This is a genomic window from Minwuia thermotolerans (assembly GCF_002924445.1).
Taxonomy (GTDB): Bacteria; Pseudomonadota; Alphaproteobacteria; order Minwuiales; family Minwuiaceae; genus Minwuia; species Minwuia thermotolerans.
The window spans coordinates 40,251-52,311 of record NZ_PIGG01000031.1; the positions used below are offsets into that span (position 1 = coordinate 40,251).

Genomic DNA, 12,061 nt, shown 5'->3' on the forward strand with positions numbered 1-12,061 from the left:
GCGACGCGATGAATCTCAAGACCGTCAGGACGGTGGCGGCGCTGCGTGAGGCCGTACGCGGCTGGCGCGCCGCTGGAGAGAGCGTGGGGCTGGTGCCGACCATGGGCTGGCTGCACGACGGCCACATGTCGCTGGTGCGCAATTCGATGGTCCAGAACGATCGCACGGTCGTGTCGATCTTCGTCAATCCGAAACAGTTCGACAGGGCTACCGACCTGGAGGCCTATCCCCGGGACGAAGCACGCGACGCGGCGCTGCTCGACGCGGCGGGCGCGGATGTGCTGTGGGCGCCCGAGGCCGGGGAAATGTATCCGGACGGCTTCTCGACCTCCGTCAATGTGAGCGGGTTGACCGACTGTCTCTGCGGGGCGTCCCGACCGGGCCATTTCGGCGGCGTGGCCGTGGTCGTCACCAAGCTGCTGCTGCAATGCCTGGCGGACCGCGCCTATTTCGGCCGCAAGGATTATCAGCAGCTCATGGTGGTCCGCCGCATGGCCCGCGACCTGAACATCCCGACGGAGATCCGCGGTATCGACACGGTGCGCGAAACCGACGGCCTCGCCATGTCGTCGCGCAACTGGTACCTGACCGAATCCGAGCGCGCCGCGGCTCCCACCCTGTTCCGGGTGCTGACCGACATCGCCGAAGCCGCCGGCCAGGGCGAGGACGTGCGCCGCGCCATCGACCGGGGGAAGAGGCATCTCGACCGCGCCGGCTTCGGCCAGCTCGACTACCTCGAGGTGCGGGATGCCGAGACCCTCGAACTGACGACGCGGCCGACGCAGCCGGCGCGCGCCTTTGCCGCCGTCTTTCTCGGCAAGGCGCGGCTGATCGACAACGTGCCCGTGGATCCGGCCGCTTGAGCGTTCCCGCGCCCCGGATCGCCGACGGCGGGTTCGGCCGCATCGAATATTTCGAACTGGGCCACGGTCCGGCGATCCTGGCGCTCCACGCCTCCGGCGCCGGCGCGCCGACCCTGCTGCCATTGGCGGAGACCTGGGCCGCGCGGGGTCACCGCGTCGTCGTTCCCGCCTTCGACGGCTATGGCGGCACGCGCGTTTCAGCCGGCGATGACGCCATCGAGCGCCATTGCACGGTACTTGCGACCATGCTGGCGCGGGAAAGCGGGCCCGCGAAACTGTTCGGGCATTCCATGGGCGGGCTGGTGGCGCTGATCGCCGCCGCGCGCGGCCATGACGGCATTGCCTCGATAGCCGCCGTCGAGCCGGTAGCGATCGGCGTATTGCGGGAACATCCCGAGGACGCCCCGGCGCTCGCGCCCGATGACGAGGCGGTCGCCAGGATCGCGCCGGCAATGGCCGAAGGCCGTCACGAGGACGCGATCCGCGATTTCATATCGTTGTGGAACGGCCAGCCCTGGGCGGAAATGCCCGAACGCATGCGGACCGCGATCCTGCGTCAGGCGCCGCAGATTCATGCCGACACCGCCTCGGGCGCGCTGAAACACGTCCACGCCGGCTTCTACGCCACGATCGACGTCCCCGTCACCCTGATCGAAACAGAGCATGGCCCCGAGGCCGCGAAGGCGGTCATCCAGCGACTGCGCGAGGTCCTGCCCCAGGCTGGGTACGAGCGCATCGCCGGTGTCGGTCACATGGGACCGGTCACGCAGCCGGCGCTTTTCGCGCACCTCTTCTGAAACGCCGAAGGCCCGTCCGGTTTCCCGAACGGGCCTTTCAAAGCCGTGCTGCACCGCCGCGGTTCAGCGCGGAGCGAGAACCATGATCATCTGGCGGCCCTCGGTCTTGGGGTGCTGTTCCACCTTGGCGGTTTCGGCCATCTCCTCCTGAACGCGCTTCATCACGTTCAGACCGAGTTCCTGGTGCGCCATCTCGCGGCCGCGGAAGCGCATGGTGACCTTCACCTTGTCGCCGTCACCGATGAACTCGACGACCTTCTTCATCTTGGTTGTGTAATCATGATCGTCGATGTTCGGACGCATCTTGATTTCCTTGACATCGACGGTCTTCTGTTTCTTTCGCGCGACGTTCGCCTTCTTCTGCTCCTCGTACTTGTACTTTCCGAGGTCCATCAGCTTGCAGACAGGCGGCTTCGCAGTGGGAGACACCTCAACGAGGTCCAGCCCGATCGTGCGCGCAGCCTTGAGCGCGTCAACGGTGGCCACGACCCCGTGGTTGTTTCCCTCATGATCGATCAGTCTGATTTCCCTGCTGTCGATCATGTCGTTCGCGCGGGGTCCGTCCCGGACCGGCGCTGATTGCATGGGCGGGCGAGCTATGAGTTTCCCCTTTTCCTTACAGTTACTTCGTCATCCGGCCCGATCCGTGCGGGCCATTCGCCACAAGAGATGGAACGCACACCGGTCACTTCAGGTCCGGTGGCGTCCCCTCTCCCACTAAGATATCAATCGCGTCTTCGAGAGCAAGGACTTGTTGGTCCTTTTCGCCCAGCCGGCGCACGGAAACACGGCCTTCCTCGGCCTCACGCTTGCCGACCACCAGCATCACCGGAATCTTGGCCACGCTGTGCTCGCGCACCTTGTAGTTGATCTTCTCGTTGCGCAGGTCGGCCTCCACACGAAGGCCGCGCGCCGCCGCCGCCGCGGCGACCTCCCGGGCATAGCCGTCGGCGTCCGAGGTGATGGTCGTGACCACCGCCTGCACCGGCGCGAGCCACAGCGGAAAGCGGCCGGCGAAGTTCTCGATGAGGATGCCGGCGAAACGCTCGAAGGAACCCAGGATCGCGCGGTGCAGCATCACCGGCCGGTGCCGGTCGCCGTCCTCGCCGACATAGCTCGCCTCGAGCCGTTCCGGCAGCACGAAATCGACCTGCAGCGTGCCGCACTGCCAGTCGCGGCCGATGGCGTCACGCAGAACGAATTCCAGCTTCGGGCCGTAGAACGCGCCCTCGCCCGGATTCATCTCGTAGGGCAGACCGACTTCCTCGATCGCTTCCCGGAGCGCCGCCTCGGCCCGGTCCCACGTCTCGTCGGAGCCGGCGCGGACCGGCGGCCTGTCGGAGAACTTCACCTTCACATCCTCGAAGCCGAAATCCCGATAGACCGCCAGCAGCAGATCGCAGAACTTCTCGCTTTCCGCGTTGATCTGGTCTTCGGCGCAGAAGATGTGCGCGTCGTCCTGGGTGAAGTTCCGCACCCGCATCAGCCCGTGCAGCGCGCCCGACGGCTCGTAGCGGTGGCAGCAGCCGAATTCCGCCAGCCTGAGCGGCAGGTCACGGTAGCTCTTCAGGCCCTGGCGGAAGATCTGCACGTGTCCGGGGCAGTTCATCGGCTTCAACGCGTAGAGCCGCTCGTCGGATTCCGAGACGAACATGTGCTCGCCGAACTTCTCCCAGTGACCGGAATCCTCCCACAGCTTCCTGTCGATGAGCTGCGGCGTCCGGATCTCCTTGTAGCCCGAGGCGTCGAGCCGGCGGCGCATGTAGTGCTCCAGCTCCAGGTAGAACTTCCAGCCCTTGGGGTGCCAGAAGGCCATCCCCGGCGCCTCCTCCTGAATGTGGAAGAGGTCCATCTCCCGGCCGAGGCGGCGATGGTCGCGCTTCTCCGCCTCCTCGAGCATGGTGAGATAGGCCTTCAGCTCCTTCTCGTTGCGCCAGGCCGTGCCGTAGACGCGCTGGAGCTGTTCGTTCTTCGCGTCGCCGCGCCAGTAGGCGCCCGCCAGCTTGGTCAGCTTGAAGGCGTGGCCGAGCTTGCTGGTCGACGGCAGATGCGGGCCGACGCACAGATCCTTCCAGTCGCCCTGGCGATAGAGCGAGATTTCCTCGTCGGCCGGCAGGTCCTCGATGATGCGGGCCTTGTACTCCTCGCCGATCGAACGGAAATGCTCGACGGCTGCATCGCGGTCCCAGACTTCGCGTTCGATGTCGAGATCGCGGTCGACGATCTCGTGCATCCGCTGCTCCATCGCCTCCAGGTCCTCGGGCGTGAAGGGCTCCTCGCGGGCGAAATCGTAGTAGAATCCGTTCTCGATCGCCGGGCCGATGGTCACCTGGGTGTCGGGAAACAGCTCCTGCGCCGCCTGCGCCAGCACGTGCGCCGCATCGTGGCGGATCAGCGGCAGCACGGTGTCGTCGGCCGACTTCGCGGTCACGATCTCGATCTCGGCGCTGTCTTCGATCGGCCGGGCCAGATCGCGCAGTTCCCCGTCAACCCGCACGGCGAGAGCCGCCTTCGCGAGACCGGGGCCGATGGCTTCGGCGACGTCCAGACCGGTGGGCGTCCGCTCGAACGTCATGGACTTGCCGTCGGGCAAGGTGATGACGACGGGCGCGGACTCCTGCACGCTCATATTGGTTCTCCGATCCGGTTGGCCGTGTCGACGGCGGTACAGGCGGCGGACTTTATGACCGGGTGGGCGCTAGTCAAGGGCGCAGGGCCGCGGCGTTATCCCGCCGGTCTGTTCCGGAACCCCGGCAATGACCATATTCGATGCAACATGTCGTGACACGGGAGCGCCGTCATGAACGACAATGCCGTCATCGATCAGGGCCACGACGGCTACACCAGCGAGGATCACGGCGTCTGGCGCACGCTGTTCGAACGCCAGGCGAAACTGCTGCCCGGCCGCGCGGCGCCGGAGTTCATCGAAGGACTGGATGCGCTGGGGGTCGAGGCCGGCGGCATTCCGGATTTCGAACGCCTCTCCGACCGGCTGGAGACAGCCACGAACTGGCGCATCGTCGCCGTGCGCGGCCTGATCGACGACGATGTCTTCTTCGATCATCTCGCCCACCGCCGCTTCCCCGTCACCAACTGGATCCGCAAGCCCGAACAGCTCGACTACCTGCAGGAACCGGACTGTTTCCACGACTGCTTCGGCCATGTGCCGATGCTGTTCAATCCGGTCTTCGCCGACTACATGCAGGCCTATGGCCAGGGCGGGCTGAAGGCGCTGGAGCAGGATGCGCTGGGCTATCTCGCCCGGCTGTACTGGTACACGGTCGAATTCGGCCTGATCATGAGCGACGAGGGCCTGCGCATCTACGGCTCGGGCATCGTCTCCTCGAAGGGGGAGACCCTGTACGCCCTGGAAAGCGATACGCCCAACCGCCTCGCCTTCGACCTCATGCGCATCATGCAGACCGACTACATCATCGACCACTATCAGCAGACCTACTTCGTCATCGGTTCCTACGATCAGCTCTTCGAGGCGACACGGCCGGACTTCACGCCCTATTATGAAATGCTGAGGGCGCGTCCCGCGATCGAGCCGCACGAGGTGCTGCCCGGCGACCAGCGCGTCTGAGCGGGCCGCGCGTTCCGGCCCGACCACCAAGGGGAGGAGGAAATCATGATCAAATCGGTGCTGACGTTCATGCGCAAACCGGGCATGCCTGTCGACGAGTTCCAGGACTACTGGCTCAACGAGCACCCGAAGGCCGTGCTGCAACTCGACGGACTGCAGCGCTACGTGCAGAGCCACCCGCTGCGCTCGGGCTACGCCAAGCGCGACCTGCCGGTCGACGGCATCGCCGAGACCTGGTGGCCGGACACGGAGACCATGAAGCGCAATACGGGGACGGCGGCTTGGGAAGCGCTGATCGCCGACGAGGAGCGTTTCGTCGACCGCGACACCATGAACCTGCTGCTGGTCGAGGAACATGTGATGAAGGACGAACCCGTAGCCGATCACGGTTTCAAGATCGTCGAGATCGTGCCGCGCAAGAAGGGCATGGCGGTCGAGGATTTCCAGCGCCACTGGCGTGACATCCACGGCCCTCTCGGGGCATCGATCCCGCAGGTGCGGCGCTACGTGCAGAACCATGCCCGGCTGTCGGCCTATGACCGGGGGCGGAGCCCGGTCTGCGACGGCTACGCCATGGTCTGGTTCGATTCCATGGACGACATGCGCGCCTCGCCGTCGACGAAGGAATACCAGGCGACCATCGCCGATGAAGCCAACTTCATCGACCACGACCGCCTCGATTTCGTGATCACAAAGGAACACGTGATCGTCGGCTGACGGTTGTCGGCTGGCGCGGTTTCTACCGGGACCCGGTGCCGGAGGGACGTGGCTGCGCAGCAGCCGGGGGGTATCGGAAACCGCGCTGCGGGGGATGGTTCGCGCCGTTCGATCCCACCGCCGAGTCCTGAACGGGCCGCAGGCCCGGTTCGGGACATATGCCTGAGCAGATCCGGCCACGCCCTTTCCGGCGGAAAGGCTCAGGCGTGGGTCCCGGGCCCCGGCTCCACCGGTCCCGGGACGCGGGGTGTGCCAGCCTGACCACGCCGAAGGCGGCGGTTTCAAGGTCACCCCCACCCGCGACCCCTCCCCCATCATGAGGGAGGGGGAAAAGCTCCGGTCGAATGTCGGATTGCTTCAGACCAGACCCGCGTCCCTGAGCACGTTCCAGCCCCATTTCGCGCGCTGTTCGGCGAAGCCGGCGAAGTTCTTCGCCGCGTCCGAGCTGGCGTTGCCGTCCAGGCCGCGCCGGTAGACGCCCTGAACGATCGCCGCTGAACGGAACATCGTGTAGGCGATATAGAAGGGCCAGTTCTCGATCTCGCCCTGGCCGGTGAGATCCGCATAGCGCTGCAGGAATTCCTGTTCGGTCGGAATGCCGATCTCGCGCGGGTCATCCAGGTGCGCGAAACCGCCCTCCGCCGCGTGGCCGTAATACTCCTGAGCGCAGTAGGCCACGTCGGCCAGCGGATGGCCCAGGGTCGAGAGCTCCCAGTCGAGCACGGCGACGATCCGGGGCTCTGTCGGGTGCAGCACGCAGTTGCCGATGCGGTAGTCGCCGTGGACGATGGAAACCTCCTCGGCGTCCGGGATGTTCTCGGGCAGCCATTCCATCAGCGCCTCCATCTCCGGGATCTCCTCGGTCTTGGAGGCGACATACTGCTTGGACCAGCGGGAGATCTGGCGGGCGTAGTAGTTCCCCGGACGGCCGAAATCGCCAAGGCCGACGGCCTCGGGATCGACCTTGTGAAGGGCGGCGAGAACCTCGATGAAATGGTCGTAGAGCGCGCTGCGTTCGGCGTTGGTCATCGACGGCACCGCCGGGTCGATGAGCACCCGTCCCTCCACATGCTCCATGACGTAGAACGCCTGGCCGATGACGTCGTCGTCCATGCAGAGCGCCAGCACCTCCGGCACCGGCACCGGCGTGGCGGCCAGCGCCTTCATCACCCGGTATTCGCGGTCGACCTGGTGCGCCGATTTCAGCAGTTCGCCCGGCGGCTTCTTGCGCATGACGTAACGGCGCGAGGGGGTCTCCAGAAAGTAGGTCGGGTTCGACATGCCGCCCTGGAACTGCCGGACCGTGAGCGGCCCGCGGAAGCCGGCAACATTCTCCTTCAGATAGCTCTCCAGCGCGCCCTCATCGAAGCGATGGTGCGGACGCACGTCCATGATCTCGACGTCGGTCGCCTTGTCGCTCACCGTCCCGGTCCTCCCCTTGCCGTTCGAGCGCCGGATTATATCGGCCTGTCCGGGCCTGTATATCCCGCCCGGCGGCGGTCCGGCGACCCACGCCTTCAGGCCACACGAGCGCGTTGACAGCCCGGAGCGGCGCGCGCACCATCCGCCCCCGTCTGTTCAAGCGGCAAACGCCCTTGTCGGAGCAGGAACCCGATGATTCGAATCCGGCGGGCCGGATGGCCCGTGCTGCTGCGTATCTGTACGGCGCTGCTTGTCGCGATTGCGGTCGCGGCCCCTGCTGTCGCGGAAGAACGGATCGCGCTCGTCATCGGCAATGGCGATTATGGCGCCCTCGGCAGTCTGAAGAACCCCGTCAACGATTCACGGCTGATGGCCGCAACGCTGCGGGAGATGGGATTCCGGGTCATCGAGATCGAGAATGCCGACCAGCGCGACATGAAGCGCGGCGTGCGCGATTTCGGCCGCTGGCTGCGCCGCGCCGGTACTGACGCGGTGGCGCTGTTCTATTACGCCGGCCACGGCGTCCAGGTGGCGGGCGAAAACTACCTGCTGCCCGTGGAGGCGGTCATCGAGGCCGAGGGCGACGTCGACATCGAAGCCGTGTCCGCCGGCAGCATCCTGGAACAGATGCAGCATGCGAACACCGGCGTGAATATCGTCATCCTCGACGCCTGCCGGAACAACCCCTTCCAGCGCGAGTTCCGCTCCGCCGCCAGCGGTCTGGCGCGGATGGACGCGCCCACGGGCACCTACATCGCCTATGCGACCGCGCCCGGCCAGCTTGCCGTCGACGGCGCCGGCGCGCACAGCCCGTTCACCGAGACCCTCTCCCGAGTCATGCGCGAACCGGGCCTCGGCGTGGAGCAGGTCTTCAAGAAGGTCCGTCAGATGGTGGCCGCCGCTACCGGCGAGAAGCAGGTGCCGTGGTCGTCCTCGTCCCTGATCGGCGATTTCGCCTTCAATACGCGAAAGGCCGATCCGCCGGCCGCAGCGGCGCCCGCTGCATCGCGGCCTGCCGAGGTGAGGCCCGAGACGCCGCGCGAGGATATCGAACTCGCCTACTGGGAAAGCATCATGGCGACGGACAATGCCGGTCTGTTCCGGAGCTATCTGGAACGCTATCCCGCCGGCATCTTCGCCGAGATCGCCCGCGAACGTATCCGCGCGATCGAGACGCCTGTGGCGGCCGCGCCTGCCGCGACCGTGCGTACAGTTCCGGAAGCCGCACCTTCGGACCGCACTCCAGCACCGGCTGTTGAAGGCTGTGACAGCCGCCGACAATCGGAACCCGACGCCATAGGATGCATCCAGGTCAAGGTCTCCGGCCGGTACCCGGTTTCAAGAGCCTGTCAGGTCCCTCAATATCATGAGGTTTTCGGCGGGCAGATGCTCCGTTTGCGGCAGGGGCTGGAGATCCTGGTGCGAAAACCGACGAGCAACTATGTCCATGGTTCGGCCAATCTCAATTGCTATGAAATGTCTCTCGGTGAGACGGACGGGCTGCTCGCCTACGACGGATGGTACATCCTCGTGACTCCGAGCAATGAAGCCGGTCTGGTCCTGACCCGCTTCGAATAACCGCCTTGCCCGGTGGGGCGTAGGTTTGTCGCGGCCGCCGGTGGCTGCGTGCCGCGATCCCGATCCCATATCCAACAGGCGTGAACCTTCGCGCGGGCGCCGACAAGCCCGCTGCCGTACAAGAATGAAGGACGCGCATGAGACCGCTGAAGATCGCCCGCGGCGCGCTGGCGGCGCTGGCCGTCATCGCTGTGGCCGCCGGGCTCGTTTTCGACTGGAACTGGCTGAAGCCGCTTGCCGAAGACCGGCTGAGCGCCGCCGCCGGGCGCGAGGTGACCATCGAGTCGCTGGACGTGGAGCCCGGCTGGACCAGCCGCGTCATCCTCACCGGCCTCGTGATCGCCAATGTGGAGGCCCGGGAGCGGCCTTTCGCGGAGGTCGCGCGCACGGAGATCGACGTCAGGGTACTGCCGCTGCTGCAGGGCGACTACGAGTTCCCCCGGGTGGCCCTGGAGCAGCCTGGCTACGACCTCTACATCGCGCCCGATGGCGCGGCGAACTGGCGCTTCGGCCCGTTCGCGCGCGAGGGCCCGGCCGCTGGCGCCCTGCCCGAACTTGGGCGCATGGAGATGAACGACGGCGAGGTCGTCTACCGCGACGCGCGCAACGATCTGCGTCTCGAAGGCGCCATCGCTGCAACTGCCTCGCCTGGCCGCCGTGAGGGCCGGCTGCACCTCGATCTGACCGGCCAGCTCCGGGACAAGGCCGTCGATCTCGTCTTCACCGGCGGCTCAGTCTTCAACCTCGGTCAGAAGGAGGAGTCCTACCCCGTCGATATGGCGCTCGAAGTCGGCGGGACGTCGATCAACGCCGAAGGCAGCGCGCTTCGGCCGCTGGATCTTGCCGGTCTCGACTTGCAGCTTGCCGCCAAAGGGCCGACCCTGGCCGCGATCTACCAGATCTTCGGCCTGCCTCTGCCGCAGACACCGCCCTATGACCTGCAGGGCCATCTCACGCACGAGCCGGCTCAGACCCGCTTCAGCGACTTCTCCGGCACCGTGGGGCAGAGCGATCTGGCCGGGTCCTTTGAAGTCCGCCATGACGGCGGCAAGCCGTTCCTTTCCGCGGAAGTCGTCTCGCAGGAACTCCGCCTGAAGGACGCAGCCGCCCTGTTCGAGGCGCCGCGGGCAACAACCGAGCAACCCACCGGCGGTGACGACGCAGGTAATACGGACAGCGCGCCGGTCTCCGGCCAGGCGATCCGCACCGGCCGTCTGCAGGCCATGAACATGGATATCAGCTGGCGCGCCGAAAGCGTCCGTTCCGGCCGCCTGCCGATCAGCTCGCTGGGTACGCGAGTGCGGTTGACCGACGGACTGCTCCGCGCCGATCCGCTGGAACTCGGCATTGCGGACGGCACAGCCTCCGGCGCAATGAAACTCGACGGGCGCTCGGCGCCGCTTGCCGCTGGTGCCAGCATGCAGTTCCGCGATCTGGACCTCAGGCCCTTCTTCGCCGAGCCGGGGGTCGCGCTCGAACTGGGCGGCGCCTTTTTCGGCCGGATCGACGTTCAGGGCCGGGGCCGGTCCTTCGCCGGCATCCTCGACGGCCTTCAGGGCGACGGCATGCTGGCCATGCGCGGTGGCTCAATCGGCTCGCAACTGCTCGGCAAGATCGGCCTCGACCCGCTGGAGGCGCTCGGGCTCGCCAGACCCGAGCGTGCGATGCTGCCTATCCGCTGCGGGCGGGCCGACCTGAAAGTCGACAGCAGCGATCTGATCGTCACCCGGGCCATTGTCGATGCGGCGGAATCCGTCCTGGTCGCAAAGGGTCGCCTCAACCTGATGCAGCGGATGATCGACATGCGGCTCGAGGCGCGCGCCAAGGATTTCAGCCTGATCGATGCCAACGCGCCCATCCACCTGAGCGGCCCGCTCTCCGATCCCGACTACAGCATCGGCGGGCTGGACGCCCTGCCCTTCTTCGAGACCGGCGATCAGCCAAGCCTGGATTGCGACGCGTTGATCGGCGGCGCACTGGAACTGGCGAGTGAGCCTTCGCCCACACCGGCGGCGCCGGACCCGGATCCGGAAGGGACGGAAGCGCCCTCGCAGACCGGCGTACGCCCGGCGGAAGGCGGCACGGGCGATTCCGCTTCCCGCGATTCAGAAACGGAAGCTGCCGGGCCAGGGAACGCCGACGAACGGGACGCCGATAGCGGCGAAGTCGATGCCGGCGGCGTGCCTGACAGGCCGAGACCTGCCGCCGAAGCCGCCCGCGAAGCGGAAGACGAACCGATCACCGGCTTCGACGAATTGTAGGGGCGGCTATTTCGTCATCCGGTCCCAGTCATAGAGCGACGGCTCCTTGGCCATGAAACGCCGTACCGCTTCCTTGTGGAATGGGGTGGTGAACATCACCGCCTGACCGTTGGCCTCGGCGTCCACAACGTCGCCATAGGTCGATTCGAAGGCGCCATTGACCGTGCGCTTGGTGATGGCGATGGCGTCCTTGGAGCTGTGCGCGAGCCGGGCGGCGAAATCGTCGACGGCGCCCATCAGCGTCTCGGAGCGGTGAATCTGGTGGACGATGCCCAGCGCCTTCGCCTCCTCGACGTCGATCGAGCGGCAGGTGAACATCAGGTCCTTCGCCGCCGCCATGCCGACGACGCGCGGCAGGGTGTAGAGCACGCCCAGGTCCGGCATCAGGCCGATGCGGCCGAACACGCTGCAGAAGCGCGCCTTTTCGCTGGCGAAGATGAAATCCGCGACCAGCGCGAAGGCGAAGCCGCCGCCATAGGCCAGGCCGTCGACCGCGGCGATCACCGGGCAATCGATGTTGTAGAGCCGCTGCAGCCAGTTGTGGGCGTCATAGAGACGCGTACGGGCCTGCGCCGCCTGGGCGTCCTTGCGCTCCGCCATGCCCTTGACGTTGCCGCCCGCGGAGAACGCCCGTCCCTCCCCGGCCAGAATCAGCACCTTCACGTCGGGGTTGCCCTCGACGGTATTGACCATGGCCTCGAAATCATCGCGCAGATCGTCGGTCAGCGGGTTGAGGATCTCCGGCTTGCACATGGTGAAGCGGGCGATCCCGTCGCCGTCGATGTCGAACCTTGCGGATTTGTACTGGTGGGTCATCGCATCCTCCCCTTCGCGATC

Annotated in this window: 10 protein-coding genes; 6 read left to right on the plus strand and 4 right to left on the minus strand. The window is 66.4% G+C overall.

From position 1 onward, the window contains the following. The first annotated feature begins 8 nt into the window (after positions 1-8). Both panC and CWC60_RS08125 read left to right on the plus strand, forming a co-directional pair. On the plus strand, positions 9-863 hold the full coding sequence (gene panC / locus CWC60_RS08120) for a pantoate--beta-alanine ligase (RefSeq protein WP_109793499.1): 855 nt from the start codon (positions 9-11) through the stop codon (positions 861-863). Then, entirely contained in the window at positions 860-1,660 is an 801-nt protein-coding gene (locus CWC60_RS08125; RefSeq protein WP_109793500.1) for an alpha/beta fold hydrolase, read from the plus strand. Before panC ends, CWC60_RS08125 begins: the two co-directional genes overlap by 4 nt. Positions 1,661-1,723: 63 nt before the next feature. Here the strand turns inward: CWC60_RS08125 and infC are convergent, their stop codons facing one another. Further along, the gene (infC, locus tag CWC60_RS08130) at positions 1,724-2,245 is read right to left on the minus strand and encodes a translation initiation factor IF-3 (protein WP_109793501.1); all 522 of its coding nucleotides are present in this window, start codon (positions 2,243-2,245) and stop codon (positions 1,724-1,726) included. A gap of 100 nt (positions 2,246-2,345) precedes the next feature. Further along, on the minus strand, positions 2,346-4,289 hold the full coding sequence (gene thrS / locus CWC60_RS08135; RefSeq protein WP_109793502.1) for a threonine--tRNA ligase: 1,944 nt from the start codon (positions 4,287-4,289) through the stop codon (positions 2,346-2,348). A gap of 171 nt (positions 4,290-4,460) precedes the next feature. Here thrS and phhA point away from each other — a divergent pair, with 171 nt between their 5' ends. Beyond that, positions 4,461-5,246 (plus strand): phenylalanine 4-monooxygenase, encoded by a 786-nt coding sequence (gene phhA / locus CWC60_RS08140; RefSeq protein ID WP_109793503.1) that lies wholly within the window; start codon positions 4,461-4,463, stop codon positions 5,244-5,246. A gap of 45 nt (positions 5,247-5,291) precedes the next feature. Continuing rightward, entirely contained in the window at positions 5,292-5,963 is a 672-nt protein-coding gene (locus CWC60_RS08145) for an EthD domain-containing protein (protein ID WP_109793504.1), read from the plus strand. A 357-nt stretch (positions 5,964-6,320) separates the two neighbouring features. Here CWC60_RS08145 and CWC60_RS08150 read toward each other — a convergent pair whose 3' ends face one another. After that, complete coding sequence (locus tag CWC60_RS08150; protein ID WP_109793914.1) at positions 6,321-7,355, minus strand: phosphotransferase; 1,035 nt, start codon at positions 7,353-7,355, stop codon at positions 6,321-6,323. Positions 7,356-7,577: 222 nt separating this feature from the next. Between CWC60_RS08150 and CWC60_RS08155 the strand changes: the two genes are divergently transcribed. Together CWC60_RS08155 and CWC60_RS08160 are read left to right on the plus strand one after the other, a co-directional pair. Next, on the plus strand, positions 7,578-8,963 hold the full coding sequence (locus CWC60_RS08155; protein ID WP_109793505.1) for a caspase family protein: 1,386 nt from the start codon (positions 7,578-7,580) through the stop codon (positions 8,961-8,963). 137 nt (positions 8,964-9,100) lie between these two features. Then, the gene (locus CWC60_RS08160) at positions 9,101-11,224 is read left to right on the plus strand and encodes an AsmA family protein (protein ID WP_109793506.1); all 2,124 of its coding nucleotides are present in this window, start codon (positions 9,101-9,103) and stop codon (positions 11,222-11,224) included. 6 nt (positions 11,225-11,230) lie between these two features. On the opposite strand, the gene CWC60_RS08165 is transcribed toward CWC60_RS08160, so the two are convergent. Then, positions 11,231-12,040: an enoyl-CoA hydratase/isomerase family protein gene (locus CWC60_RS08165; protein ID WP_206419831.1), complete on the minus strand. Its 810-nt coding sequence runs from the start codon at positions 12,038-12,040 to the stop codon at positions 11,231-11,233. Positions 12,041-12,061 lie beyond the last annotated feature (21 nt).

Excerpts from the sequence above, each read along its gene's own strand:
- panC (WP_109793499.1), top strand. The coding sequence starts at position 9 with ATGAATCTCAAGACCGTCAGGACGGTGGCGGCGCTGCGTGAGGCCGTA.
- infC (WP_109793501.1), bottom strand. The coding sequence starts at position 2,245 with ATGCAATCAGCGCCGGTCCGGGACGGACCCCGCGCGAACGACATGATC.
- thrS (WP_109793502.1), bottom strand. The coding sequence starts at position 4,289 with ATGAGCGTGCAGGAGTCCGCGCCCGTCGTCATCACCTTGCCCGACGGC.
- phhA (WP_109793503.1), top strand. The coding sequence starts at position 4,461 with ATGAACGACAATGCCGTCATCGATCAGGGCCACGACGGCTACACCAGC.
- CWC60_RS08145 (WP_109793504.1), top strand. The coding sequence starts at position 5,292 with ATGATCAAATCGGTGCTGACGTTCATGCGCAAACCGGGCATGCCTGTC.
- CWC60_RS08150 (WP_109793914.1), bottom strand. The coding sequence starts at position 7,355 with ATGGACGTGCGTCCGCACCATCGCTTCGATGAGGGCGCGCTGGAGAGC.
- CWC60_RS08155 (WP_109793505.1), top strand. The coding sequence starts at position 7,578 with ATGATTCGAATCCGGCGGGCCGGATGGCCCGTGCTGCTGCGTATCTGT.
- CWC60_RS08160 (WP_109793506.1), top strand. The coding sequence starts at position 9,101 with ATGAGACCGCTGAAGATCGCCCGCGGCGCGCTGGCGGCGCTGGCCGTC.
- CWC60_RS08165 (WP_206419831.1), bottom strand. The coding sequence starts at position 12,040 with ATGACCCACCAGTACAAATCCGCAAGGTTCGACATCGACGGCGACGGG.